This is a genomic window from Saccharopolyspora sp. NPDC002578 (genome assembly GCF_053592695.1).
The window spans coordinates 32,902-57,875 of the sequence record NZ_JBSFWJ010000032.1 but is presented as its reverse complement, the minus strand read 5'-3'; the positions used below and the strand labels follow the sequence as shown (position 1 = coordinate 57,875).

23 protein-coding genes are annotated in these 24,974 nt (G+C 71.3%); 13 read left to right on the top strand and 10 right to left on the bottom strand.

Features of this window, described 5'->3' with window-relative positions; genetic code table 11:
* The first annotated feature begins 58 nt into the window (after window positions 1–58).
* The gene (locus ACWD38_RS17000; RefSeq protein ID WP_184477963.1) at window positions 59–1,267 is read left to right on the top strand and encodes a cysteine desulfurase-like protein; all 1,209 of its coding nucleotides are present in this window, start codon (window positions 59–61) and stop codon (window positions 1,265–1,267) included.
* Window positions 1,268–1,334: 67 nt separating this feature from the next.
* Here the strand turns inward: ACWD38_RS17000 and ACWD38_RS16995 are convergent, their stop codons facing one another.
* On the bottom strand, window positions 1,335–1,520 hold the full coding sequence (locus tag ACWD38_RS16995) for a DUF7455 domain-containing protein (RefSeq protein ID WP_184477964.1): 186 nt from the start codon (window positions 1,518–1,520) through the stop codon (window positions 1,335–1,337).
* An 808-nt stretch (window positions 1,521–2,328) separates the two neighbouring features.
* Between ACWD38_RS16995 and ACWD38_RS16990 the strand changes: the two genes are divergently transcribed.
* Window positions 2,329–2,952: a hypothetical protein gene (locus tag ACWD38_RS16990; RefSeq protein WP_184477965.1), complete on the top strand. Its 624-nt coding sequence runs from the start codon at window positions 2,329–2,331 to the stop codon at window positions 2,950–2,952.
* A gap of 66 nt (window positions 2,953–3,018) precedes the next feature.
* Here ACWD38_RS16990 and ACWD38_RS16985 read toward each other — a convergent pair whose 3' ends face one another.
* Window positions 3,019–4,428, bottom strand: a complete 1,410-nt coding sequence (locus ACWD38_RS16985) for an RNA polymerase sigma factor (protein WP_184477966.1) — start codon at window positions 4,426–4,428, stop codon at window positions 3,019–3,021.
* A gap of 305 nt (window positions 4,429–4,733) precedes the next feature.
* The gene (gene ppgK / locus ACWD38_RS16980; protein WP_184477967.1) at window positions 4,734–5,495 is read right to left on the bottom strand and encodes a polyphosphate--glucose phosphotransferase; all 762 of its coding nucleotides are present in this window, start codon (window positions 5,493–5,495) and stop codon (window positions 4,734–4,736) included.
* Window positions 5,496–5,582: 87 nt separating this feature from the next.
* On the opposite strand from ppgK, the gene ACWD38_RS16975 reads away from it, so the two are divergent.
* On the top strand, window positions 5,583–6,389 hold the full coding sequence (locus tag ACWD38_RS16975) for an inositol monophosphatase family protein (RefSeq protein WP_184484927.1): 807 nt from the start codon (window positions 5,583–5,585) through the stop codon (window positions 6,387–6,389).
* A gap of 97 nt (window positions 6,390–6,486) precedes the next feature.
* Here ACWD38_RS16975 and cei read toward each other — a convergent pair whose 3' ends face one another.
* Window positions 6,487–7,191 carry an envelope integrity protein Cei gene (cei, locus tag ACWD38_RS16970; RefSeq protein ID WP_450124401.1) on the bottom strand — a complete coding sequence of 235 codons (705 nt, stop codon included), beginning with the start codon at window positions 7,189–7,191 and terminating at the stop codon, window positions 6,487–6,489.
* Between the two features lie 383 nt (window positions 7,192–7,574).
* On the opposite strand from cei, the gene ACWD38_RS16965 reads away from it, so the two are divergent.
* The gene (locus tag ACWD38_RS16965; protein ID WP_184477969.1) at window positions 7,575–7,877 is read left to right on the top strand and encodes a DUF4193 domain-containing protein; all 303 of its coding nucleotides are present in this window, start codon (window positions 7,575–7,577) and stop codon (window positions 7,875–7,877) included.
* 413 nt (window positions 7,878–8,290) lie between these two features.
* Here the strand turns inward: ACWD38_RS16965 and ACWD38_RS16960 are convergent, their stop codons facing one another.
* A complete protein-coding gene (locus tag ACWD38_RS16960; protein WP_184477970.1) occupies window positions 8,291–8,794 on the bottom strand; it encodes a DUF3093 family protein in 504 nt (167 codons plus the stop codon).
* 24 nt (window positions 8,795–8,818) lie between these two features.
* Between ACWD38_RS16960 and dut the strand changes: the two genes are divergently transcribed.
* From dut to ACWD38_RS16940, 4 genes are all read left to right on the top strand, one after another.
* Window positions 8,819–9,313, top strand: coding sequence for a dUTP diphosphatase (dut, locus tag ACWD38_RS16955; protein WP_184477971.1), 495 nt, complete (start codon window positions 8,819–8,821; stop codon window positions 9,311–9,313).
* A 4-nt stretch (window positions 9,314–9,317) separates the two neighbouring features.
* Complete coding sequence (locus tag ACWD38_RS16950; RefSeq protein ID WP_184477972.1) at window positions 9,318–9,965, top strand: DUF3710 domain-containing protein; 648 nt, start codon at window positions 9,318–9,320, stop codon at window positions 9,963–9,965.
* A 263-nt stretch (window positions 9,966–10,228) separates the two neighbouring features.
* Entirely contained in the window at window positions 10,229–10,606 is a 378-nt protein-coding gene (locus tag ACWD38_RS16945) for an OB-fold nucleic acid binding domain-containing protein (RefSeq protein ID WP_184477973.1), read from the top strand.
* Window positions 10,603–11,427, top strand: a complete 825-nt coding sequence (locus tag ACWD38_RS16940; protein WP_184477974.1) for a DUF3159 domain-containing protein — start codon at window positions 10,603–10,605, stop codon at window positions 11,425–11,427. The genes ACWD38_RS16945 and ACWD38_RS16940 overlap by 4 nt, the downstream gene beginning before the upstream one ends.
* Before the next feature lie 34 nt (window positions 11,428–11,461).
* On the opposite strand, the gene ACWD38_RS16935 is transcribed toward ACWD38_RS16940, so the two are convergent.
* Window positions 11,462–12,121 carry a potassium channel family protein gene (locus ACWD38_RS16935; protein WP_184477975.1) on the bottom strand — a complete coding sequence of 220 codons (660 nt, stop codon included), beginning with the start codon at window positions 12,119–12,121 and terminating at the stop codon, window positions 11,462–11,464.
* A complete protein-coding gene (locus tag ACWD38_RS16930; protein WP_343071264.1) occupies window positions 12,121–12,786 on the bottom strand; it encodes a potassium channel family protein in 666 nt (221 codons plus the stop codon). The genes ACWD38_RS16935 and ACWD38_RS16930 overlap by 1 nt, the downstream gene beginning before the upstream one ends.
* A gap of 233 nt (window positions 12,787–13,019) precedes the next feature.
* Between ACWD38_RS16930 and ACWD38_RS16925 the strand changes: the two genes are divergently transcribed.
* From ACWD38_RS16925 to ACWD38_RS16905, 5 genes are all read left to right on the top strand, one after another.
* Entirely contained in the window at window positions 13,020–15,032 is a 2,013-nt protein-coding gene (locus tag ACWD38_RS16925) for an amino acid permease (RefSeq protein WP_184477977.1), read from the top strand.
* Window positions 15,029–16,273: a class I SAM-dependent RNA methyltransferase gene (locus ACWD38_RS16920; protein ID WP_450124400.1), complete on the top strand. Its 1,245-nt coding sequence runs from the start codon at window positions 15,029–15,031 to the stop codon at window positions 16,271–16,273. Before ACWD38_RS16925 ends, ACWD38_RS16920 begins: the two co-directional genes overlap by 4 nt.
* A gap of 371 nt (window positions 16,274–16,644) precedes the next feature.
* Window positions 16,645–18,576 (top strand): 1-deoxy-D-xylulose-5-phosphate synthase, encoded by a 1,932-nt coding sequence (gene dxs, locus ACWD38_RS16915; RefSeq protein ID WP_184477979.1) that lies wholly within the window; start codon window positions 16,645–16,647, stop codon window positions 18,574–18,576.
* A 78-nt stretch (window positions 18,577–18,654) separates the two neighbouring features.
* Window positions 18,655–19,341, top strand: coding sequence for a response regulator (locus ACWD38_RS16910; RefSeq protein WP_184477980.1), 687 nt, complete (start codon window positions 18,655–18,657; stop codon window positions 19,339–19,341).
* Window positions 19,342–19,343: 2 nt separating this feature from the next.
* On the top strand, window positions 19,344–20,498 hold the full coding sequence (locus tag ACWD38_RS16905) for a sensor histidine kinase (RefSeq protein WP_343071265.1): 1,155 nt from the start codon (window positions 19,344–19,346) through the stop codon (window positions 20,496–20,498).
* A 23-nt stretch (window positions 20,499–20,521) separates the two neighbouring features.
* Here the strand turns inward: ACWD38_RS16905 and ACWD38_RS16900 are convergent, their stop codons facing one another.
* The 3 genes from ACWD38_RS16900 to ACWD38_RS16890 form a co-directional block, all read right to left on the bottom strand.
* Window positions 20,522–21,133: a Uma2 family endonuclease gene (locus ACWD38_RS16900; RefSeq protein ID WP_343071266.1), complete on the bottom strand. Its 612-nt coding sequence runs from the start codon at window positions 21,131–21,133 to the stop codon at window positions 20,522–20,524.
* A 207-nt stretch (window positions 21,134–21,340) separates the two neighbouring features.
* Window positions 21,341–23,446, bottom strand: coding sequence for a 3-hydroxyacyl-CoA dehydrogenase NAD-binding domain-containing protein (locus tag ACWD38_RS16895; protein WP_184477981.1), 2,106 nt, complete (start codon window positions 23,444–23,446; stop codon window positions 21,341–21,343).
* Window positions 23,443–24,690 (bottom strand): thiolase family protein, encoded by a 1,248-nt coding sequence (locus ACWD38_RS16890; protein ID WP_343071267.1) that lies wholly within the window; start codon window positions 24,688–24,690, stop codon window positions 23,443–23,445. The genes ACWD38_RS16895 and ACWD38_RS16890 overlap by 4 nt, the downstream gene beginning before the upstream one ends.
* Between the last annotated feature and the right edge of the window lie 284 nt (window positions 24,691–24,974).

Genomic DNA, 24,974 nt, shown 5'->3' with positions numbered 1-24,974 from the left:
CTGCGGCGGGTGACCGGACGCGACCTCGGCGTGACCGCCCGTCCTTACCCTGCTCCTCATGGCATTTGATGTGGAGAAGGTTCGGGCGCAGTACCCGGCGCTGTCCGACGGGCGGTCCTGGCTGGACGCCGCCGGCGGCACCCAGGTGCCGCAGGCGGTCATCGACGCCGTCTCGGACGTGCTGCGCCGCGGGGTGTCGAACGTGGGCGGCACCTTCGAGTCCAGCGAGCGCGCGGGCGCGGTCGTGGCCGAGGCCCGTTCGGCGGTCGCCGACCTCACCGGGGCTCCCGCTCCGGAGTGCGTGGTCTTCGGCCCCAGCATGACGGCGTTGACCTACCGGTTCGCGGGCGTGCTCGCCGCCGGGTGGCAGCCGGGCGACGAGGTGGTGGTGACCAAGCTCGACCACGACTCGAACGTGCGGCCCTGGGTGCAGCACGCCCAGCGGGCGGGCGCGACCGTGCGGTTCGCCGAGTTCGACCCGGCGACGGGGGAGCTGCCCGCCGAGCGGGTCGTCGAGCTCATCGGCGAGCGCACCAGGCTGGTGGCGGTGACCGCGGCGTCGAACCTGCTCGGCAGCATCCCGGACGTCGCCGCGATCACCCGGCGGGCCCGCGAGGCGGGGGCGATCAGCTACGTGGACGGCGTGCAGCACTGCCCGCACGCGGAGGTCCGGGTCGCGGAGCTGGGCGCGGACTTCTACGCGACCAGCGCCTACAAGTGGGCCGGTCCGCACCTCGCGGCGGTCGTGGCGGCCGACCCGTGGTCGCTGGAGATGCTGAACCCGGACAAGCTGCTCCCGGCACCGGACGAGATCCCCGCTCGATTCGAGCTGGGCACGGCATCGTTCGAAGCGCTCGCGGGTGTGACGGCGGCCGTGGAGCACCTCGCCGACCTCGACCCGGCGGCCACCGGTGACCGGCGGGAGCGCCTCGGCACGAGCCGTCGCGCGGTGGTCGCGCACGAGGAGGAGCTGGCGTCGACGCTGTTCGGCGGCTTGGCCGAGCTCCCGCACGTGCGCCGCATCGGAGCGCCGAGCGGGAAGTGCACGCCGATCGCGCTGTTCTCGGTGCCCGGTCGGTCACCGCAGGCGGTGGCCGAATTCCTGGGGGAGCGAGGGGTCAACGTGTCGTTCGGCCACGCGTACGCGTGGGAGGCGGTGGACGCGCTCGGTCTCGGCAAGGAGGGCGCGGTGCGCGCCGCGTTGTGCCACTACACCGAGGCCGGCGACGTCCGGCGGCTGCTGGGGGCGCTCGCCGAACTGGCCTGACCCCGGCCGGACACGCCGAAGGCCCCCGGAGAACCGCGTTCTCCGGGGGCCTTCGGGTCGGGTGTCGTTACTGCTCGTCCTGCTGGAGTTCGGCTTCCATCTCCCGCAAGCGGGGCTCGAACTCCCGGCCGTGGTGCCCGCAGAACAGCAGCTCCCCGCCGGATGGCAGTACGGCGCGAAGCTTCGCAGCGGCCCCGCAGCGGTCGCAGCGGTCGGCGGCGGTCAGCTCGGGGCGGGTGAGCGTTCCAGGCATCGTGATCTCCCTCCGTCCCGGCGCCGGGTTGTCCCCGACGCCCTCGATCCTGCTGCGACCACCGGTGGCCCACTGGCGGCGGGGCCGGTGCTCGCTTACCCCACTCTTGCAGACGCACAGCCGTACGTCAGTGTTCCCGCGCCGAGTGGCGACCGTCGTCACGTCGAAGTACCCGCTTGCCGCAGCGTCGGTAGCGGAGCGTGGTAATCCGTGCACACAACTGTTTCTCGATCGCCTGACCAGGCAAAATAGACGGTCTCGAATTGCGCCGACCGGTGTTTCATGCGTACCCGGGGTGCATGTTCCACGCCTGGGGTCTCTCGCGTTCTGCTGCAAGCGAACGGCGGCGGCTGCCCGGATGCGCGAAATTCCCCGGAATTACTGTGCGATGAATCACTTCTGAATGCGGGGAAAATTCGAGATCGCGAACCGCCCCGAGCCGGTCTCCGCGACGGCACCGGCACTCAAGGTACGCGAGGCCGGACGCAGCGTTGCGTCCGCGGGGCTCGCCGGGAAGCGCATCGCGGTGTGCGGGCCGAGCGCGTTCGATCCGGAAGCCCGTCGGTCGCTCGCTACCCAAGCGAAGGTGATCGTCAGGTCCGGCCGCGAGTCGACGGCGCCCTCAGCTGCCCGCAGGTGTCCGGCCCGGCGCCGTTCGGTCGGGGAGGCCGCACCGACCGCCCCGAGTCGGCGCCGCGGCGCTCTCGTCGCCCGCGTCGGCCGAACGCGACGGGCTTCGCCCCGAAGTCCGCCAGCGGGATCCGTCAAAGCCCCGCGAAGAACGCGATCGTCTCGATAATCTCCGCCCGTGATCACTGAACAGGTCGGCGTGTCCGCCGTGTCCCACGTGTCCGCTCGCCCCGGTGGCCGGGTCGTCGTGAACTTCGACCAGCAGGGCTGGGCGCTGCGCAGGCAGCGGCGCGAGTGGGCGGACCACAAGCGTTCGATGATCTGGGTCGTCGTGATCACCTGGGTGCTGGCGGTGGCGATGGCACCGTTCAAGGACACCATCGAACAGAACCCCACCGCGCGGCTGGTCGTCGCGATCATCGCCGCACCGATGCTGCTGATCCTGCTCGGGCTCGTGCTGTACGCGGTGCTGCGCGTGCTCGCCGAAGTCCTCGCGGTGGTGTTCACGATCGTCACCTTCGGCCACTTCCACCGGAACCCGCCCCGCTGGCTGCAGCGCCTGCGCCGCCGCGACCGCACGCGGCCCGCGGAGCCGGGCGCGCGGCCCGAGCCCGTCGCCGCGCACCGCTACGACTCCGTTGAGAGCGGCCAGGTGCTGCACCGCTTCCGCCGCACCGTCGTGGTGCTGCGCACGACCGACGGACGGACGCTGCGCTACCGCACCTGGGGCTTCGCCGGGCGCACCCGGCTGCTGGGCAACGCCTTCGCCGAACACCTCGGCGACCGCCTCCGCACTTCCTGACCCGCCCCCCGCACGAAGAAGGCCGGTGCCCCGACGGGGCACCGGCCTTCTGCTGCGTCCAGAGGCTCAGTCCAGGTAGTCGCGCAGCACCTGGGAGCGGGACGGGTGGCGCAGCTTCGACATCGTCTTCGACTCGATCTGCCGGATGCGCTCCCGCGTCACCCCGTAGACCTGGCCGATCTCGTCCAGCGTGCGCGGCTGGCCGTCGGTGAGGCCGAAGCGCAGCCGGACCACACCTGCCTCCCGCTCGGACAGCGTCGCCAGCACCGACTGCAGCTGGTCCTGCAGCAGCGTGAACGACACGGCGTCGACCGCGACGACCGCCTCGGAGTCTTCGATGAAGTCGCCGAGCTGGCTGTCGCCCTCGTCGCCGATCGTCTGGTCCAGCGAGATGGGCTCCCGGGCGTACTGCTGGATCTCCAGCACCTTCTCCGGGGTGATGTCCATTTCCTTCGCGAGCTCTTCGGGCGTGGGCTCGCGGCCCAGGTCCTGCAGCAGCTCGCGCTGGATGCGACCCAGCTTGTTGATGACCTCGACCATGTGCACCGGGATGCGGATGGTGCGCGCCTGGTCGGCCATCGCGCGGGTGATCGCCTGCCGGATCCACCACGTCGCGTAGGTGGAGAACTTGTAACCCTTGGTGTAGTCGAACTTCTCCACCGCGCGGATCAGACCGAGGTTGCCCTCCTGGATCAGGTCCAGGAACGCCATGCCGCGGCCCGTGTAGCGCTTGGCGAGGCTGACCACCAGTCGCAGGTTCGCTTCCAGCAGGTGGTTCTTGGCCCGCTCACCGTCCCGGACGATCCAGCGCAGGTCGCGCTTCATCTGGAAGGTCAGCTTCTCGTCGGCCTCTTCGGCCTGGCGCAACCGCTCCGCGCCGTAGAGGCCGGCCTCGATGCGCTTGGCGAGCTCGACCTCCTCCTCGGCGTTGAGCAGCGCCACCTTGCCGATCTGCTTGAGGTAGGCGCGCACCGAGTCGGCGGAAGCGGTGAGCTCGGCGTCCTTGCGGGCCTGCCGCAGCGCCTCGGACTCCTCCTCGTCCCAGACGAAGTCGGAGTCGGTCTTGCCGTCCTCGTCCTCGGGGACGGTCGGCTCCTCCGGGATCTCCACTTCGACTTCGGCGAGGTCGCCGACGTCGGGCGACGTCAGGTCGGTCTCGATCGGTTCGTCGATCTCCATGCCCTCGCCGGACTTGGCCGCGTTCTTCGCGGAACCGGCCTTGCCCGCCGCCGACTTGGCCGGAGCGGCCTTGGTGCCCTTCTTGGCCGCCGCCGGCTTGGCGGCGGTCTTGCGGCCCGCCGGCTTGGCGCCTGTCGCGGACTTGGCCTTCGCCGCGCCGGTACCGGCCTGGCCGGTCTCCTCCTGCGCGGACGCCTCGGTCTGGGACTGGGATGCGGACTGGGCCGACGAAGACTGGCCACCGCCGGCGGTTGCAGCGGAGCTGGAGCGTCGGGTTGCGGTTTCTGCGGCTGCCACGTACGCCCTTTCGCGACGGTCGATCAGGGCAGGCCGGAGGGCGCGAAACCTCGGCCGCCAGAGGTCGGGGACGACCCACCTTCCAGAACTTCCGAAGCGGACTTGGAGCCGGCTGAACGCCTGCTCGGCGCCGGGCCGGAGGTCCCGGATGAGGTCGGTCGTGTTCCATTGTAACCGCGTCGGTGGAGTGCGGTTCCGCTGCAAGGCCGAGATCGGTCCCATCGCAGCGCAACGCGGTCCTGTGCGGGTCACTCGGATGGCGTACCGGGGAAACGTCGGCGACATCGCCCCGGCAACCGTGAAGATCAGTGTTCGAGCAGTGCGGCCGCAGCCGTCGCCGCGCCCACGATCCCCGCATCGTTCTTTAACGTCGCCGCCACGATCGGAGTGCGGATGTCCAGCAGCGGGAGCCACTTGTGGGCCTTCTTGCTGACACCGCCGCCCGCGATGAACAGATCGGGCCAGAGGAACTTCTCCAGGCCCTGGATGTAGCGGCTGACCCGAGGCGCCCATTCCGGGTAGCTCAGGTCCAGGTCGTCCTTCACCGAGGCCGCGGCCTGCTTCTCCGCGTCGTGCCCCTCGACCTCGATGTGCCCGAACTCGGTGTTCGGGATGAGCTTGCCGTCGAGGAACATGGCGCTGCCGATGCCGGTGCCGAAGGTCAGCACCACCACCAGGCCGGAACGTCCCGCTCCCGCGCCGGAGCGCATCTCGGCGAGGCCGGCGGCGTCGGCGTCGTTGAGCACGACGACGTCCCCCCGGTCCCGGCCGAGCCGTTCCGCGAACAGGCCCTGCGCGTCGGTGCCGATCCAGCTCTTGTCGATGTTCGCCGCGGAGTGCGCGGTGCCCTCTTTGATCACGCTGGGCAAGGTGACTCCGACCGGGCCGGACCAGCCGAACTTCTCGGCTATCTCCGCGACCGCGTCGGCCACCGCATCCGGTGTCGAGGGGTGTGGGGTGGGGATTCGCATGCGTTCTTCGGCCAGCACACCACCGTCGATGTCCACCGGACACCCCTTGATGCCGGACCCGCCGATATCCACGCCGAAACCGCGGGCAGTGCCCATGCCCGATCCTTCCTATTCGATTCAGAACGAGGTGTGCAGACCTTAACCGCGCTGTGCTGCGATGTGAACGTGGGACTGACAGCTGACATGGACAACGAAACCCTCCGAACCGTCGCGGTGCAGGTCGCGGGCGAGGCGGCCGAACTGGCGCGCACGATTCGTGACGAATCGGTGACCGGCGGTGCCGTGGGAACGAAGAGCAGCGAGACCGACGTCGTCACCGCCGCCGACCGCGCGGCGGAGCGGCTCGTGCGCGACCGGCTCGCCGATTTGCGGCCCGGCGAGTCGGTGCTGGGCGAGGAAGAAGGCGGCGCGGCGGCGCTGGAAGGACTCCGCTGGGTCGTCGACCCGATCGACGGCACGGTCAACTACCTCTACGGCTACCCCTGGTACGCGGTGTCGCTGGCCGCGCAGGTCGACGGGAGGTCGATCGCCGGAGCGGTCGTCGAGCCCGTCTCCGGCCGCGTGTGGAGCGCCGCAGCGGGCGGCGGGGCGTTCTGCGACGGCGAGCCGCTGCGCGTGTCGGGCGCCGAGCGCCTCGACCTGGCTCTGGTCGGCACCGGGTTCGCCTACGACGTGGATCGCAGGCGCGCGCAGGCGTCGGCGACCGGACGGCTGCTGGGGCAGGTGCGCGACATCCGCCGTTCCGGCGCCGCCTCGCTGGACCTGTGCGCGGTCGCGGCCGGCTGGCTCGACGCCTACTACGAGGTCGGGCTCAAGCGGTGGGACTGGGCGGCGGGAGCGCTCGTCGCCCAGGAAGCGGGAGCGCACCTGCGGCTCCCGGCGGCCGGGACGGCCGACGGGCTCGGTGACGAGGCCATGGTGTGCGCGACGCCGGGCATCGCGGACTCCCTCGGCGAGGCGCTGCGCGCCGCCGGAGCGGGCGAGGTCTGACGCACGACGATGCCCGCCCCGCCGTTGCGGACGGCGGGGCGGGCATCGATGCGTTCAGCGGCTCGGCGAACGTCGAATTCGCCGGATCGGGCGAAGCTCAGCAGGCCACGTCGCGGGCGGCCGTGAGCAGTTCCTCATCGACCTGCGGCGGCCGGACCTCTTGCTCGGCACCGCCCTGCGGGACCCAGTTCTTGAGCTCCTGGAGGATCTGGCGGGCCTCCGGCTTGCTCTTGATGTCCTTGAAGTCCGACCCCAGCGCCAGGTCCAGCGAGGAGTCGGTGCGGTCGTCGCGCACCAGCTGGGCGCACGGCACCATCAGGCTCAGCGTGCGGGCCTGGCTCGCCCCGGCACCGCCGAAGCGGATCTGGCCGTGGCAGTTGAGGTCGTAGTTCGGGTAGACCGGGTCGTTGTCCGGTTCACCGCCGGGAGCGAAACCGATGTTCGTCAGCTCCTGGCTGATCAGGCCCGCCTGGTTGGCCTCGCCGTTGCCGTTGAGCACGCGCACCCGCACGTCCCGCGCGGGGACCGGAGTGGTGCGGTCCAGCGCGTTCCGGCTCAGCATCTGCCCCAGCGCGGCCGGCTGCTCCGGCTGCGGCTCGGCCGTGGGTTCCGGGGCGGCGGTCGGCGCGCCCGGGAGGGTGCACCGGGTCGCGGTCTCGATGTCCTCGGTGGTCTCGAAGACCCGTGTCCACATGAACCCGGACAGGACGACCAGCAGCCCCAGCACCAGCAGAGCGGGCAGCGGTCGACGTCGCCGGTATCGAGGGCCCTGGCGGCCCCAGCGTGAAGTCGCGGCTGACACGTCCTGCCACTCTCCCTTGCCGTCATCGGATCGGACGTTGCGCGATCAGCCTAGGCGCTCGTGGTTGGTTCCGCGTCGCCGGACGGGCCGTCGTGTCGCACTCGTTGCGTCTGCTGAAGCAGACGTCCGGGTGATCTTGTTGGATGCTCTGGTGCAGTGCACACCACACAAATGGGTGACCTCATGCGTCCGCCGTTCCTGGATGGGCTACCCTCTCGGCGCCTCGGGCAGTGACGGGGAGCGAGAGACGCTCGTTTCGGGGGAACTTGGGGCGCAGCAAGGCGAGATCACCGTCACGCAAGCCCTCGGGCACAAATGAGAGCCCTGGAACGTTTACCAGCGGCACACCATTGCAGTCTCCACTATCGCAGGGGTGAATCACGATGGCGACCGACTACGACGCTCCGCGCCGCAGCGAGTCCGAGGAAATGACGGAAGACTCGTTGGAGGAGCTCAAGGCGCGGCGCAATGAAGCGCAATCCGGTGTCGTCGACACCGATGAATCGGAGATCGCGGAGAACTTCGAGTTGCCGGGAGCCGATCTGTCCGGGGAGGAGATGACCGTCAAGGTCCTGCCGAAGCAGGCCGACGAGTTCACCTGCTCCAGCTGCTTCCTGGTGCACCACCGGAGCAGGCTCGCGGAGGAGCGCAACGGCGGTCTGATCTGCCGCGACTGCGCGCTCTGAGCAGTTCCGGACGGGGTCCGCGGGCGGGGTGGCCTGCGGTGACGTCCGGCCGGGGTCCGGTGGCGGGGTCGACCTGGAGGGGCGGTCCTGATGGCCGGACCGGCCGGTTCGGGCGTCCGAGCCCGCTGCGGCTCGGAGGCACTCCGGCCGGTGGGTGACCGGCTTGGCGTCGCGGGGGATCGGCCGCGGCGAATCGAGCGGCGACCGGCAGGCGCACCAATCGAACACGGACCTGGGCACACGCGGTGGTCGTGCGCCCAGGTTTGTTGTTTCCCGATCGGGGAAACCGTCGTTGCCCGATCGTCCCGCGGTGGTCCGTGAATCCCGATGCGGCGCGAGCCGCGTTCCACTCGGATCGCGCCGGACGATCCGGCATCAGGGCGAATGGCACCACTCGGCGGGACGAGTGCGCCTCACCGCCGCAATGCCGCCGCCAATTGCTCCGGACGGCGGGTGCTCACCACCCAATAGGGCGTCGGATCGTCCTCGTCGTCGAGCCAGACGCGCACCGAGGTCGGTGCCCACGGCCGGTGCACCACGAACGCGGCCGGGTCCAGGTCGGGGCCCAGCGCCGTGCGCTTCTCCTCGGCGGGGACGACCTCGACGTCCTCGATGAACCGCAGCGGCAGGTGGGCGTCGCCCACCCACAGCTCGCCGCCGGTGATCTCGATCTTCGTGCGGCCGAGCCACAGCGGTACCGCCACCGCGATCGGCAGCAGCAGCACGTACGGCAGCCAGGCGCGGATGCCGGGGTAACCCATGTGCACCTCGGCGGCCAGCAGGATCGCCATGACCAGCGGTAGCGGCCAGGTCCACCAGGACGCGAACAAGCGCTCCCGGTAGACCGCGGGCTCGCTCTCGTTCCCCTGACCGGGGGTGTCCGCGGCTGGGCTGGTTGCTTCTGCGCTCTCCGACACGCCTCCAGGGTAGTCTCGCCGCCCGTGCCGAACGTGAAGGTCCTGTTGACCCGTCTCGACCCCGACGTACCGATCCCGTCCTACGCCCGGCCCGGTGATGCCGGCGCCGATCTGGTGACGACCAGCGACCTGGTGCTGCGGCCCGGCGAGCGAGCGCTCGTCGGTACCGGCGTCTCGCTGGCGTTACCGGAGGGCTACGCCGGTTTCGTGCACCCGCGTTCCGGGCTGGCCGCGCGAGCGGGGCTGGGGGTGGTGAACGCTCCCGGCACCGTCGATTCGGGGTACCGGGGTGAGATCAAGGTCTGCTTGATCAATCATGATCGTGCTGAGACCTTGTCGTTGCGACGCGGTGACCGCATCGCGCAGCTGGTCGTGCAACGCGTGGAGAGCGCGGTGTTCGAGGAGGTCGAGCGGTTGCCCGACTCGCAGCGGGGGACCGGTGGTCATGGATCCACCGGCGGGCACGAGGTGCTGACGGGGCCGGCGTCCGCCGGGGCCGATCACAGGACGGAGGTCTGAGGGGATGTTCGGATTGGGCCGTCGCGGGCGAGGCTCGCGGCAGGACGAGGCCGGGCCGTCCGAGAACGCGGACGTGGCCGGGGCCGCCACCGGGGACGAGTCCGGGCTGGGGCCGTACGACCTCAGCGAGCTTCCCGAAGGCGACGACGTGGAGAGGCTCGACCTGGGCTCGGTGCGCCTGCCGATCCCGGAGGGCAGCCAGCTGCAGGTCGAGGTGGACCCGGCGGGGCCGGTGCGCGCCGTGCACCTGGTGACGCAGGTGGGCCGGTTGACCATCAGCGCGTTCGCCGCCCCGCGCAGTGCCGAGCTGTGGCCCGAGGTGCGCAACGAGCTGGCGGAGCAGCTGCGCCGGGACGGCGCCAAGGTCGGCCAGCAGGACGGCGAGTGGGGCCCGGAACTGGTCGCCGACTCGCCGCGGGCGGCGCTGCGGTTCGTCGGCATCGACGGTCCGCGCTGGATGGTCCGAGGGGTCGCGGCGGGGCCGGGGGAGACCGCCGAGGCGTGCTCCAAGCTGCTGTACACCGTGCTGGACGACACCGTCGTGGTGCGCGGTGACGATCCGCTGCCGGTGCGCACGCCGCTGCCGATCGAGTTGCCGGAGTCCATCGCGCGGCACATCCAGCAGTCGCAGAACGGTGAGCAGCAGGCCTAGCGGCCGCCGCCGTCGCCGTTCCGGGGCGGTCCTGCCGCGCGTTGCGGGCGCCGCAGGACACCCCCGGACGTGCCAGGATGACCTGATCGTGTGATCAAGTTCGAATTGCCGCCAGGATGGCGACGTGCCGCTGAGCACGGGCTACGCTGGTGTCCGGAGCGCGCAGCAGTGCCCCGAGAAGTCACCGGAGAACCCGGCGGCCGCCGCCTCTGGGCGGTTTCCGCCGATCGTGTTCGATCCCAGGCGTACGTGGAGCGCTAGCGATGAGCAACACCGGGGGCGGCTACTGGCGCCGCCTCATGCGTCGTCTGACCAGCGATGTCGCCGAGCTCGACGCCGACGACCTCTCCGAACGCTCGCAGGCGAGCGGGGCGCAGCGGGCCTGCGACTGCCGGTGCGGCCAGGAGGCCGTGGTGCTCGGCAGGCTGCGCAGCGTCGACATGTCGCCGACGAACTCCGCTCCGACGTTGGAAGCAGAACTGTTCGACGGCACCGAGGGCGTCACCCTCGTGTGGCTCGGCCGGCGCCGGATCACCGGCATCGAACCGGGCCGCACCATCAAGGCCCGCGGCAGGATCGCGGTCCGGGACGGCTGCAAAGTGCTGTACAACCCCTACTACGAGTTGCAGAACACCGCATGAGCGAACGCGACACACCGGCCCCCGACCAGGGCCCCGGCTCGGCTTCGCCGAGCACCGGGCCCGCGGGCTCGCCGGGACGGGCACCGACCGACGGCGAGGCCGCTCCGGCGGCCGAGCAGACCCTGCTGGAGCAGATGGGCGGTGTCTCCGGGCTGGCCTATTCGGCCGTGCCGATCGTGGTCTTCGTCGTGGTCAACGCGTTGACCGGGCTGATGCCCGCGATCTGGGCCGCCGTCGGGCTGGCGGTGGCCATCGCGGTGTGGCGGCTGGTGCGCAAGGAACCGCTGCAGCCCGCGATCTCCGGGGTGCTCGGGGTGGCGGTGTGCTCGTTCATCGCCTACCGCTCCGGTGACGCGAAGGGCTTCTTCCTGCTGGGCATCTGGACGAGCCTGGTGTACGGCGGCGCGTTCCTGCTGTCGGTGCTGGTGCGCTGGCCGCTGGTCGGCGTGGCCTGGTCCGCGCTGAACTCGCTGGGCATGGGGTGGCGCAAGCACCGCGCGGCCCTGCGCGCGTACGACCTGGCGACGCTGGCGTGGGTCGTGGTGTTCGCCGCGAAGTACGTCGTGCAGCAGTGGCTGTACAACGCGGACCAGACCGGCTGGCTGGCGTTCGCCCGCATCGCCATGGGGTATCCGCTGACGGCGCTGGCGTTGATCGTGACGGTCTGGGCGGTCCGCCGAGCTTCGAAGATCTCGCAGGAGGCCGCGGACCGGGAGCTCGCCGAGCAGGAGGCGGCCGACCGCGCGGCCTACGCCCGCCACTCCGGCCTCCCGGAGCAGGCGGCGGGGGAACCGGAGCGTCCAGGACCCGCCACCGGCTGAAATCCGGACCGGAGCTCGCGGGTGCGGGCTCCGGTCAGCGGCCGTGGACGACTTCGCGGATCCGCTGCTCCATCTCCGCGGCGGCGACGAACAGCATCTCGTCGCCCGCTTCCACCGGGTCGTCCGGCTGCGGCACGATGACCCGCCCGCCGCGCAGGATCGTCACCAGCGCCGCGTCCGGCGGCAGCTCGAGGTCCCGGACCCGGTGACCGGCCAGCGGGGTGTCCGGCGGGAGCGTGATCTCGACCAGGTTCGCCTGGCCCTGGCGCAGCGTCATCAGCCGCACCAGATCGCCGACGTTGACGGCCTCCTCGACCATCGCGGCCAGCATCCGCGGCGTGGACACCGCCACGTCGACGCCCCAGGCGTCGGTGAACAGCCATTCGTTGCGCGGGTCGTTGACCCTGGCCACCACGCGCCGCACCGCGAACTCGGTCTTGGCCAGCAGCGCCACCACCAGGTTGACCTTGTCGTCGCCGGTGGCCGCGATGACCACGTCGCAGGACTGCAACCCGGCCTCTTCCAGCGAGGCGAGCTCGCAGGCGTCGGCGAGGACCCACTCGATGCCGGGAATGCTCTTCGGCCGGTAGTTCTCGGTGCTGCGCTCGATGAGCATGACCTCGTGGCCCCCGTCGAGCAGTTCGCTGGCGATGGAGTGGCCGACGGCTCCGGCGCCGGCGATCGCGATGCGCATCACTCGGTCTCCTCTGGTCCGCGCAGAGCGGCTGCGGTGACGTCGGTGACGGTGCCGGACAGCGCGGCGACGTAGAGCGCGTCGTCGGCCTGGATGACGGTCTTCGGCTCCGGCAGCACGCCGTTGCCGAAGCGCATGACGAACGCCACGCGGGCCCCGATGGTGCTCTCCAAGTCGACGATGCGGTGACCGACCCAGTCCTCGTGCAGCGGGAGCTGCAGCACCGCGACCGCGCCGGAGGGTTCCCGCCAGGCGGTGGCGACGCCTTCGGGCAGCAGCATCCGCAGGAAGCGGTCCGTGGTCCACGGCACGGTCGCCACGGTGGGGATGCCGAGCCGCTGGTAGACCTCGGCCCGCTTGGGGTCGTAGATGCGGGCCACGACGTGCTCCACGCCGAAGGTCTCGCGGGCCACGCGGGCGGCGATGATGTTGGAGTTGTCGCCGTTGGAGACCGCCGCGAACGCCGCCGCGGATTCGATGCCCGCTTCGACGAGCACGTCGCGGTCGAATCCGTTGCCGGTGATCTGGTGGCCGGTGAAGTCCTTGCCCAGCCGGTGGAACGCGGTGTCGTCCTTGTCCACGACGGCGACGGTGTGGTCGAGCCGTTGCAGGGCCGTGGCCAGGGAGGCCCCGACCCGGCCGCAGCCCAGGATCACGACGTGCACGGCCTGTCTCCTTGTCACGGGCGTGTCGGCGGCGCCTCGCCGCGTCAGCGTGACGGTACCCGGCAGCGCACCTGAGCGGTGTCCGCACGCGTGCCCCGACGGGAACCGCCGCTTCCAGCGCTGCACCGTATCCGAGGCCCGGCGCACGGCACCGGCCACCGGGTCGGCCGCGACCCGCGCGACGACGGGCGGGCGCGGGAGCGCGAGCGGGCGGAGCACTTACGCTCATGGCCGTGTCCAAGCTCGCGACCGCGACAAAACGCCTGCTGGTGGGGCGTCCGTTCCGCAGTGACCGGTTGGCGCACACGTTGCTGCCCAAGCGGCTGGCGTTGCCGGTGTTCGCCTCCGACGCCATGTCCTCGGTGGCCTACGCCCCGGAAGAGATCTTCCTGGTGCTCTCGGTCGCCGGCCTGTCCGCGTACGCCTTCACGCCGTGGGTGGGGGCGCTGGTCGCGCTGGTGATGCTCACCGTCGTGGCCAGCTACCGGCAGAACGTGCGGGCCTACCCGTCCGGCGGCGGCGACTACGAGGTCGCGACGGTGAACCTGGGCAAGCAGGCCGGGCTCACGGTGGCCAGCGCGCTGCTCGTGGACTACGTGCTGACCGTGGCGGTGTCGATCTCCTCGGCGGCGGCGAACATCGGGGCGCTGATCCCGTTCGTGGCCACCCACAAGGTGTGGTTCGCGGTGGCCGCGATCGTCGCGCTCACCGCCATCAATCTGCGCGGGCTGCGCGAATCGGGCGGTTTCCTGGCGGTGCCGGTGTACGCGTTCCTGCTCGGCGTCCTCGGCATGATCGCGTTCGGGGTGTTCCGCGCGCTGGTGCTGGGCCAGCCGATGCGGGCGGAGAGCGCCACCGTCGAGATCATGCCGGACGAGAACCAGCTGGCGGGGCTCGCGTTCGTCTTCCTGGTGATGCGGGCGTTCTCGCAGGGAGCGGCGGCGCTGACCGGCGTGGAAGCGATCAGCAACGGCGTCCCGGCGTTCCGCAAGCCCAAGTCCCGCAACGCCGCGACGACCCTGCTCATGATGGGCGTGATCTCGGTGACCATGCTGATGGGCCTGATCTACCTGGCCCAGATCACCGGGGTGCGGATCGCGGAGAACCCGGCCGCGCAGATCATCTCGGCCCCGCCGGGCTACGAGCAGAAGACGATGGTGGCGCAGGTCGCGGACGCGGTCTTCAGCGTCTTCCCACCCGGCGCGTACTACGTGACCGGGGTGACGGCGATCATCCTGGTGCTGGCGGCGAACACGGCGTTCAACGGCTTCCCGGTGCTCGGATCGATCCTCGCCCAGGACCGCTACCTGCCGCGCCAGTTCCACACCCGCGGCGACCGGCTGGCGTTCTCCAACGGGATCCTGTTCCTCGCCGCGTTCGCGGTGGTGCTGGTGATGGCCTTCGACGCGGAGGTCACCAGGCTGGTGCAGCTCTACGTGGTGGGCGTGTTCGTCTCGTTCACGGTGAGCCAGACCGGCATGGTGCGGCACTGGAACCGGCTGCTGCGCAAGGAGAAGGACCCGCTGGCGCGGCGCCGGATGCGGCGCTCGCAGGCGATCAACGGGTTCGGCCTGCTGATGACCGGTTCCGTGCTGCTGATCGTGCTGGTCACGAAGTTCGCGAAGGGCGCGTGGATCGCGCTGGCGGCGATGGGCGCGATCTACCTGCTGATGACCGCGATCCGCAGGCACTACGACTCGGTGCAGGAGGAGCTGGCGCGCTACGACGCGGAGCCCGCGGTGCTGCCGTCCCGGAACTACGCCATCGTGCTGGTGTCGCAGCTGCACCTGCCCACGTTGCGCGCGCTCGCGTACGCGCGGGCGACGCGTCCGGACACGTTGGAGGCGGTCACGGTGAACGTCGACGACGCGGGGACCCGGACGTTGCGGGCCGCCTGGGAATCGAAGGACATGCCGGTGCCGCTGAAGGTGATCGAGTCCCCGTACCGTGAGGTGACTCGGCCGCTGATCGAATACGTGAAGCGGGTCCGCCGCAACAGCCCGCGCGACGTGGTGACCGTGTTCATCCCGGAGTACGTGGTGGGGCGCTGGTGGGAGCAGGTGCTGCACAACCAGAGCGCGTTGCGGCTCAAGGGCAGGTTGCTGTTCGAACCGGGTGTGATGGTGACGAGCGTGCCGTGGCAGCTCGCGTCGTCGACCCGTGCGAAGCAGCGTGCCAAGCAGCGGGTGATGCCGGGCGCGTTGCGTCGCGGTTTGGGCGAATCGAAGGGAAATGAACGTCGGTGACCGGCAAGTTGGATTGGACCGGCAAGCGTCTGAAGCTGGACGTGGGGCCGGTGGCGCACGGCGGCCACTGCGTGGCCAGGCATGAGGGACGGGTCGTGTTCGTGCGTCACGCCTTGCCGGGTGAGGTGGTCCTCGCCGAGGTCACCGACGATCCCGGCAAGAGCTTCTGCCGCGCCGACGCGGTGGAGGTCTTCACCGCGGCGGAGGGGCGCGTGGCGCCGCCCTGCCCGTTGGCGGACATGGCGCTGGGCCACGACCGCTGCGGCGGGTGCGATTGGCAGCACGCCGACGGTTCGACGCAGCGGGAGTTGAAGGCCGCGGTCATCCGCGAGCAGTTGCAGCGGCTCGCCGGGCTGGACCGCGAGGTCGAGGTGCGGGAGCTGCCGGGCGGCCTGCTGCGCTGGCGCACGCGGGTGCGGCTGGCGGTGGACCGGGTGGGCCGGCCGGGGTTCCACCCGCACCGCAGCCACCGGGTGCTGCCGGTGGACGACTGCCCGATCACCGTGCAGGGCGCGCTGGACGGGTTGACCGACCGCGAGTGGCCGCAGGGCGCGGAGCTGGAGGTCGCCGCGGACGCGGACGCCGAGGTCCACGTCACGCAGCGGGAGCGCGCGCCGCAGCGCCGCCGCGGCAAGCGCACCCCGGTGGTCAACACGCACGTGCGGGGTTCCGGGGTCGCGCGGGAACGCGCCGCGGGGCGCGCGTGGGAGTTCTCCGCGGACGGCTTCTGGCAGGTGCACCCGGCCGCGGCGGACACGTTCGCCCAGGTCGTCGGCAGGATGGCCGCGGTGCCGCAGGGCGGCGTGGCGTGGGACCTCTACGGCGGTGTGGGGCTGTTCGCGGCGGTGCTCGCCGAGCAGGCGGGCCCGGGTGGCGAGGTGTCCATGGTGGAGTCCTCGCGCCGGGCGACGGAGGACGCGGTGGCGAACCTGCGCGACCTGCCCCAGGTGTCGTTCCGGGCGGGCACCGTCGAGGACGTCCTCGACGACGACACGCTGCCCACGCCCGACGTGGTCGTGCTGGACCCGCCGCGCAAGGGCGCGGGACGACGGATCGTCGAGGCGGTGTGCGCGGCCGGGCCTGCGCGCGTGGTGCACGTGGCGTGCGATCCGGCCGCGTTGGCGCGCGACGTGAGCCTGTTCGCCGAGCAGGGGTACCGGCTCGCCGACCTGGAGGCGTTCGACGCGTTCCCGATGACGCACCACATGGAGTGCATCGCCCTGCTGGAACGCGAGGCCTGACGAGCGCGCGGCTTCCCGCCCCGTGCGGGGAGCCGCGGCTGCTCCAGCGGCGATGTCGTGCCCGGATTCGAGGACGTTCCGTGTTCGCGTTACTCGGAACGGGTGGTGATTGCTCCCCTCGACCGGAGGAAATCCCGGCGTTCGAGCGGGTTCCGAACGCCGCATCGCGGCGGTAGCCGCCGGTCCCGCGCCTGCCGCGGTCCTCCGGCCCGGTGATCTCACTCATCGCGGTTGCTGCGTACCTTGTCCCGAGCGGGTGGTCATGCTCCGTAGACTGGTCGCCGGTCCCCCAGGGGTGCGCCCGGCCGTCGCGCGGCCCCCCGCACGGGTGGTGAAGGCAAGTGACGCGGGATGACGAACGAGGTGGAGCGGTGACGCTGCTGGAATCCGTGCAAGGTCCGGACGACCTGAAACGCCTGGAGCACGGTGAGCTGGTGGAGCTGGCCGCTGAGATCCGGTCCTTCTTGATCCAGAAGGTGTCCCGCACAGGTGGGCACCTCGGCCCGAACCTGGGCGCGGTGGAGCTCACGCTGGCCCTGCACCGGGTCTTCGACTCGCCGCGGGACGCGGTGGTCTTCGACACCGGGCACCAGGCGTACGTGCACAAGATCGTGACCGGTAGGCAGGAAGGCTTCGACCGGCTGCGCAAGCGGGACGGCCTGTCCGGCTACCCGTCGCGCGCCGAGAGCGAGCACGACCTGGTGGAGAATTCGCACGCCTCCACCTCGCTGTCCTACGCCGACGGGCTGGCGCGGTCGTTCCAGCTCACCGGCGGTGGGCGGCACGCGGTGGCGGTCGTCGGCGACGGCGCGCTCACCGGCGGCATGTGCTGGGAGGCGCTGAACAACATCGCGGCCGACCAGGAACGCCCGCTGGTCATCGTCGTCAACGACAACGGCCGCTCCTACGCGCCCACCATCGGTGGTTTCGCGGAGCACCTGTCGGCGCTGCGGCTCAACCCGGGCTACGAGAAGGCGCTGGAGCGCGGTCGCAGCACGCTGCGCAACCTGCCGGTCGTGGGGCGCCCGCTCTACACCGGGCTGCACGCCGCGAAGTCGGGGCTCAAGGACGCGTTCAGCCCGCAGGTCATGTTCTCCGACCTCGGCATCAAGTACCTCGGGCCGGTCGACGGCCACGACATGAAGGCCATGGAGCAGGCGCTGACCATGGCGCGCTCCTTCGGCGGTCCGGTGATCGTGCACGCGGTGACCCGCAAGGGCAACGGCTTCGCCCCGGCGGAGAACCACGAGGCCGACCAGATGCACCAGGTCAAGGTGATCGACCCGGAGACGGGGGTGCCGACCTCGCCGACGCCGAAGAGCTGGACGAACGTGTTCTCCGAGGAACTCGTGCGCATCGGCGGCGAGCGTTCCGACGTGGTCGCGATGACGGCCGCCATGCTCGGACCGACGGGGCTGGACAAGTTCGCCAAGGCCTACCCGGACCGGTGCTTCGACGTGGGCATCGCCGAGCAGCACGCCATGACGTCGGCGGCGGGCATGGCGATGGGCGGGTTGCACCCGGTGTTCGCGGTGTACTCGACGTTCCTGAACCGCGCGTTCGACCAGCTGCTGATGGACGTGGCGCTGCACCGCCAGCCGGTGACGGTCACCTTGGACCGCTCCGGGGTCACCGGTGACGACGGGGCCAGCCACAACGGCATGTGGGACCTGTCGATCCTCAACGTGATCCCCGGCATCAGGGTGGCGGCGCCGCGCGACGCGGTGACGCTGCGCGAGGAGCTGCGCGAGGCCGTCGCCGTCGACGACGGGCCGACGGTGGTGCGGTTCTCGAAGGGCTCCGTGATCGAGGAGGTGCCCGCGCTGGAGCGCGTCGGCGGTGTGGACGTGCTGCACCGTCCCGCCGGCGGCGAGGACGGCGATGTGCTGCTCGCGGTCGTCGGCGCGTTCGGCGAGACCGCGGTGGCCGCGGCGCGGCGGCTGGCCGCGCAGGGCATCGGGGTCACCGTCGTCGACCCGCGCTGGATGAAGCCGGTGCCGGAGCAGGTCGTCGCGATGGCCGCCGAGCACAAGCTGGTCGTGACGCTGGAGGACTCCGGGCGCAACGGTGGTTTCGGCTGGTCGCTGGCCGCCGCGCTGCGCGACGCCGGGGTGGACGTGCCGTTGCGCGATCTCGCGGTGCCCAACGAGTTCCTGCTGCACGCCTCGCGCGAGCAGGTGCTCGCGGAGCTGGGCCTGACCGAGCAGGACGTGGCGCGGCGCATCACGGAGTGGTTCGCCGACCGGATCCGCACGGCGCAGCAGGACAACGAGCTCGACAGCCCCGTTCGCCGCGAGGCGTGAGCCCTCGGCGGTGGGCGGCCGGACCGGTCGCCCACCGCTGGTGATCCCCGCTCGTGCCCGTTGTGGCACGGTGAACGGGTGCGAATCCTTGTGGTCGAGGACGAGCAGCCGCTGGCGGACGCGATCGCCCGTGGGCTGCGCCGGGAGGGCATGGCCGTCGACGTCGCCTACGACGGCGAGGGCGGCCAGGAGAAGGCGTCGATCACCCGCTACGACGTGATCGTGCTGGACCGCGACCTGCCGGTGATGTCGGGCGATGAGCTGTGCCGCGAGGTGGTGGACTCCGGCGAGCTCACGCGGGTGCTGATGCTGACCGCCAGCGGCACCGTGCAGGACCGGGTGGACGGGCTGTCGCTGGGCGCGGACGACTACCTGGCGAAGCCGTTCGCCTTCCCGGAGCTGACCGCGCGGGTGCGCGCGCTGGGCAGGCGCGCGACCCCGGCGGTGCCTCCGCTGCTGATCGCGCTCGGGCTGTCGCTGGACCCGGCGCGCCGGGTGGTGCTGCGCGGCGGTGCCGAGGTCGACCTGACCCGCAAGGAGTTCGGCGTCCTGGAGGTGCTGCTCGCCGCGGGCGGGGCCGTGGTCAGCTCGGAGGAGCTGCTCGAACGGGTGTGGGACGAGCACGCGGACCCGTTCACCACGACCGTGCGGGTCACGATGATGACCTTGCGCAAGAAGCTGGGGGAGCCCGGCGTCATCGACACCGTCGTCGGCTCCGGCTACCGGGTGCCCACGGCGGGCCGCGCCGAGCACGCCGGGTCGTGAACGTGGCCCGAACGGCACCGCCGCTGCGGCCGTCGCACCGCCGAGGTCCGGGACTGCGAGCCCGGCTGACCTTGCTGGCGACCGGCCTGGTCGCCGCGGTGAGCGCCCTGCTGCTGTGGCTGGGCTGGATGCTGGTGGGCAACGTCGTCGCCGGGGTGCCGCGGCTGCCCGCGGGCGGCCGGGTGCGGCTCGGCGACGCCGAGGTGCCCGCCGAGCAGCTGGGCGCCGCGTTGCGCTCCACCGCGCGGGAGCAGGTGCTCGTCGTCGGCGGTGTCGCGTTCGTCGCCGTGGTGCTGGCGGCGGCGGTGCTGGCGTGGACGGTCACCGGCCGGGTGCTGCGCCCGTTGCACGAGGTCACGGATTCGGCGCGCCGGTTGTCCGCGGAGTCGCTGGACGAGCGGATCGTGCTGAGCGGCCCGCGCGACGAGGTCGCGGAGCTCGCCGACACCTTCGACGCGATGCTGGACCGGCTGCAGGCGGCGTTCGACTCGCAGCGCCGGTTCGTCGCCAACGCCAGCCACGAGCTGCGCACCCCGCTGGCGGTGATCCGCACCGAGCTGGACGTGACGCTCACCGATCCCGACGCGGACGCCGAGGAGCTGCGCCGGATGGCCGCGGTGCTGCGCGAGGCCGCGGCGCGCGCCGAACGCCTGGTGGAGTCGTTGCTGCTGCTGGCCCGCACGGACGGCTCGGAGCTGGCGGAGCGGGAGCGGGTGGACCTCCACGAGGTCGCGGTCCGAGCCCGGCGCGGCGTCGAGGCCGAGGCGCAGGCGCGGTCGGTGCGGATCATCTGCCACGGCGAGCCGGTGTTCGTGCTGGGCGATCCGGCGCTGCTGGAACGGGTAGCGGAGAACCTGCTGGAGAACGCCGTGCGCCACAACGTCGACGGCGGCTGGGTCGAGGTCGTGACGGCGACCAGCGGGCGTTCGGCGCTGCTGCGCGTGTCCTCCTCGGGCCCGCTGATCGACCCCGATCAGGTGGACGCGCTGTTCGACCCGTTCCGTCGAGCGGGCGTGCAGCGCACCGCCCGCACCGGCGCCGGCCTGGGCCTGTCCATCGTCCGAGCCGCCGTCATCGCCCACGGCGGCCGGGTGACTGCCGACCCGGTCTCGAACGGCGGCCTCATCGTGCACGTGGAACTACCGGTCGAAAAGTGATCGGGAGTACGACGCTGGCGTGTCTATCGGCGCGAGTAGCGGAGGTGCGCGATGTCGACCTCGACCGGAACCGGGCTGGCCGTGATCGCCAGCGCGCCGTCCCCGAGCTTGAGGTGATTCTCCTGCTCGTAACGCCGCCCGATGAGCCGGTAAGTCACGAGTTCAGTGGGCCCGAGGTTGTCCTGGGCGATGCTCCAGAAGAAGGGGATCTTCTCGCGCTCGCAGGCCTCGAATTTCCGGCGTTGCTCGGCGAACGTGTTGCCGGGTGACCAGATCTCTCCGATGAGCAGGGCGTCCGAAGGCCTGAACGTCGTACCGACGGGCGCAACGGCCAGCACCGCGAAGTCGGGGATGATCCCCGTGCGATCCGCTGTGCTGACCTCCACGCTGATTCCGCTCAGCGCGGTGAGTTCTTGCCGCTCGGCTGGGGAGGTGGCCTCTTCGGCGGCGGCTATGGCGGAGTCCAGCAGGTTCACGACGCGCTTTTCCGCGAATTGGTGCTGTCCGGATGGTGCGGGTGTCACGAGCCAGTAGCCCTCGATCAGTTCAAGGCGCGAGCCGTCTTCACGAGGGGGGAGCGCGTGCCAGTCCGCGACCGTGAACGGCCCGAGCTCGTGCTGCATCGGCGCGACCACCGGTCATCACCTCGTTTCCTGGGGACGGGCTCCATCGTGACAGCTCCAGCTTAGGCACGATCGGGGCCGGGGACTACATCACCGCCAGTGAGAACACCGGTTCTTCGTAGCCGCGACGATCACCGGACAGGTGTGAAGATCCACCGCATCGGACGGCGAGGGCCGGGATGGACGTGCCCATCCCGGCCCTTCGTGCGGTTTCCGCGATCAGGCGGGCAGCGAAGCCGCGCCCTTCGGCAGGAAGCGCTTGCCGTTGACCTGCTCGGAGATGCCCGCGCGGTCCAGGTAGGCGGTGATGCCGCCCAGCCAGAACGGCCAGCCCGCGCCGAGCAGCATGCACAGGTCCAGGTCCTGCGCCTCGGCGACGACGCCCTCGTCGAGCATCAGCTGCGCTTCCTGGGCCAGCGCCTGCAATGCCCGGTCCCGCACCTGCTCGGACGTGGACGGGTTCGAACCCTGCTCCCAGAGCGCGACGACCTCGGGGTCGACGACCTGGCCGCCCTGCTCGTCCTGCTGCCACACGGCGGTCTTGCCGGCCTTGACGAACCGCTGCAGGTTCTCGCTGATCCCGAACCGGTCCGGGTAGGCCGCGTGCATCGTCTCGTTGACGTGCTGCGCGACGGCCGGGCCGACGAGCTGCAGCAGCACCAGCGGGCTCATCGGCAGGCCCAACGGGGTCAGCGCGCGGTCGGCGACGTCGAAGGGGGTGCCTTCGTCGACGGCGGCGATGATCTCGCCCATGAAGCGGGTCAGCAGCCGGTTCACCACGAACGCCGGGGCGTCCTTGACCAGCACGCTGGACTTCTTGAGCTGCTTGCTCACCGAGAACGCGGTGGCCAGCGAGGCGTCGTCGGTCTTGTCGCCGCGCACGATCTCCAGCAGCGGCAGCACCGCGACCGGGTTGAAGAAGTGGAAGCCCACGACCCGCTCGGGGTTCTTCAGCTGCGAGGCCATCTCGCTGATCGACAGCGACGAGGTGTTGGTGGCCAGGATCGCCTCGGGCGAGACGTAGCCCTCCAGCTCGCCGAACACCTTCTGCTTGAGCGACAGCTCCTCGAAGACCGCTTCGATGACGAAGTCGGCGTCGCCGAACGCGGACTTGTCCAGCGAACCGGTGACGAGCGCCTTGAGCCGGTTCGTGGCGTCCGGGGACAGCCGGCCCTTCGCGGCGAGCTTGTCGATCTCGCCGTGGATGTAGCCGACGCCCTTGTCGATGCGCTCCTGGTCGATGTCGGTGATGACCACCGGCACCTTCAGGCGGCGCACGAACAGCAGCGCGAGCTGCCCGGCCATCAGACCGGCGCCGACGACGCCGACCTTCTTGACCTCGCGGGCGAGCTTCTTGTCCGGGGCCCCGGCCGGGCGCTTCGCGCGCTTCTGGGTCAGGTCGAACGAGTACAGCCCGGCGCGCAGCTCGTCGGACATCAACGCGTCCGTGAGCGCCTCGGTCTCCGCCGCGTAGCCGGCGTCGAGGTCGTTGCCGCGGGCCAGCTCGATGAGCTCGACGGCCTTGGTGACGGCGGGGGATGCACCCTGGGTGCGGGCCTCGACGATGCCCTTGGCGCGGTTCACCGCGTCGTCCCAGGCCTGGCCGCGGTCGATCTCGGCGCGCTGCACGGTCTGCTCGCCGTTGATGACGCGCACGGCCCAGCGCACCGACTCCTCCAGGAAGTCCGCGCTCTCCAGCTGGGCGTCGAAGATGCCCAGGCCGGTGGCCTTCTTGGCATTGAGCATCTTGTTCTGGTTCAGCGCGTTCTCGATGATCACGCTGACCGCGGCGTCCGCGCCGATCAGGTTCGGCAGCAGCTGGGTGCCGCCCCAGCCCGGGAACAGGCCGAGGAAGCACTCGGGGAACGCGATCGCGCCCACGCCATCGGAGACGGTGCGGTAGTGGCAGGACAGCGCCAGCTCCAGGCCGCCGCCCAGCGCCGCGCCGTTGACGAACGCGAAGGTGGGGATGGTCGACTCGGTGAGCCGGCGGAACACGTCGTGCCCGGTCTGCGCGACCTGGTGGGCGTGCTCCCGCTCCGCGATCTGGGTGACGCCGGAGAGGTCGGCGCCGACGGCGAACACGAACGGCTTGCCGGTGACCGCGATCGCGGCGGGCTCGGCGGCGAACGCCTCGTCCAGCGCGGTGTTCAGCGCGGTCAGCCCGCCCGGCCCGAAGGTGGACGGACGGGTGTGGTCGTGACCGTTGTCGACGGTGATCAGCGCGAGCTTGCCGCTGAGCCCGGGGACGTCGAGCAGCCGGGTGTGGGCCTGGGTGACGACCTCGTCCGGGAACAGTGCTGCGAAGTCGGTCTGCGTGCTCACTTCGCGCCCCCTGCGGTGTCGAAGTTCGGGTTCTCCCAGATGACCGTGCCGCCCATGCCGAAACCGATGCACATGGAGGTCAGGCCGTAGCGCACCTCGGGGTGCTCGGCGAAGTGGCGGGACAGCTGCGTCATCAGCCGCACGCCGGAGGACGCCAGCGGGTGACCGCAGGCGATGGCGCCGCCCCACGGGTTGACCCGCGCGTCGTCGTCGGCGATGCCGAAGTGCTCCAGGAAGGCCAGCACCTGCACGGCGAACGCCTCGTTGAGCTCGAACAGCCCGATGTCCTCGATGCTGAGCCCGGCGCGCTTGAGCGCCTTCTCCGTCGCGGGGATCGGCCCGACGCCCATGACCTCCGGCTCCACGCCCGCGAAGGCGTAGCCGACGAGCTTCATGCCGATCGGCAGGCCCAGTTCGCGAGCGGTCTCGGCGTCGGCGAGCACGCAACCGGTGGCGCCGTCGTTGAGGCCTGCGGCGTTGCCCGGCGTGACCCGGCCGTGCGGCCGGAACGGCGTCTTGAGCCCGGCGAGGGCTTCGACGGTGGTGCCGGGGCGCGGCGGCTCGTCGGCCGTGGCCAGGCCCCAGCCCTGCTCACCGGAGCGGGTGGAGACCGGGACGAGGTCGGCGGCGATCTTGCCCGCGAGCTGCGCCTGCTCGTAGCGCTGCTGGCTCAGCGCCGCGTAGGCGTCGGTGCGCTCCTTGGTGAGGCTGGGGTAGCGGTCGTGCACGTTCTCCGCGGTGGAGCCCATGACCAGCGCGGACGGGTCGACGACGTTGTCGGCGACGTAGCGCGGGTTGGGGTCCACGCCCTCGCCCATGGGGTGGTTGCCCATGTGCTCGACGCCGCCGGCGATGGCGATGTCGTAGGCGCCGAAGCCGATGCCGCCGGCGATGCTGGTCACGGCGGTCATGGCGCCCGCGCACATGCGGTCGATGGCGAAGCCGGGCACCGACTGGGGCAGGCCCGCCAGCAGCGAGGCGCTGCGGCCGATGGTCAGGCCCTGGTCACCGGTCTGCGTGGTCGCGGCGATGGCGACCTCGTCGATGCGTTCCGGCGGCAGTTCCGGGTGGCGCCGCAGCAGCTCGCGGATGACCTTGACGACCAGATCGTCGGCGCGGGTCTCGGCGTAGATGCCCTTCTTGCCTGCCTTGCCGAACGGCGTGCGGACGCCGTCGACGAAGACCACGTCCCGTACGGCACGTGCGCTGCGCGGGTCGGCTGGTGCCGACGCGGGTGCGACCACGGCGTGCTCCTCACTGTGTGGGTCCTGCGTTGTGCGAGTTCCGGACCGGCTCGGCGGCGATCGACCCTGTTCCGGGCGGGTGCGGGCCCCGCCGCTACTGGCCGGTAACAGCCACTCTAGCGCTTATTACCCGTGGGTAACCACCGGGTGTGGGGCGAAGCGCTCGTGTCGGGTCGATCACAGGCGCTCCGGCGGTGGTGGCGGCCTGGCGATCACGGCGCCGGGCGCACGGCCAACGTACTCGTTCCGCCGCCGGCCGCCGGGTCGCGCGGCGCGGACCAGGC

Excerpts from the sequence above, each read along its gene's own strand:
- ACWD38_RS16940 (WP_184477974.1), top strand. The coding sequence starts at position 10,603 with ATGAGCGAACGCGACACACCGGCCCCCGACCAGGGCCCCGGCTCGGCT.
- ACWD38_RS16975 (WP_184484927.1), top strand. The coding sequence starts at position 5,583 with ATGGACAACGAAACCCTCCGAACCGTCGCGGTGCAGGTCGCGGGCGAG.
- ppgK (WP_184477967.1), bottom strand. The coding sequence starts at position 5,495 with ATGGGCACTGCCCGCGGTTTCGGCGTGGATATCGGCGGGTCCGGCATC.
- ACWD38_RS16935 (WP_184477975.1), bottom strand. The coding sequence starts at position 12,121 with ATGCGCATCGCGATCGCCGGCGCCGGAGCCGTCGGCCACTCCATCGCC.
- ACWD38_RS16945 (WP_184477973.1), top strand. The coding sequence starts at position 10,229 with ATGAGCAACACCGGGGGCGGCTACTGGCGCCGCCTCATGCGTCGTCTG.
- ACWD38_RS16965 (WP_184477969.1), top strand. The coding sequence starts at position 7,575 with ATGGCGACCGACTACGACGCTCCGCGCCGCAGCGAGTCCGAGGAAATG.
- ACWD38_RS16950 (WP_184477972.1), top strand. The coding sequence starts at position 9,318 with ATGTTCGGATTGGGCCGTCGCGGGCGAGGCTCGCGGCAGGACGAGGCC.
- ACWD38_RS16995 (WP_184477964.1), bottom strand. The coding sequence starts at position 1,520 with ATGCCTGGAACGCTCACCCGCCCCGAGCTGACCGCCGCCGACCGCTGC.
- ACWD38_RS17000 (WP_184477963.1), top strand. The coding sequence starts at position 59 with ATGGCATTTGATGTGGAGAAGGTTCGGGCGCAGTACCCGGCGCTGTCC.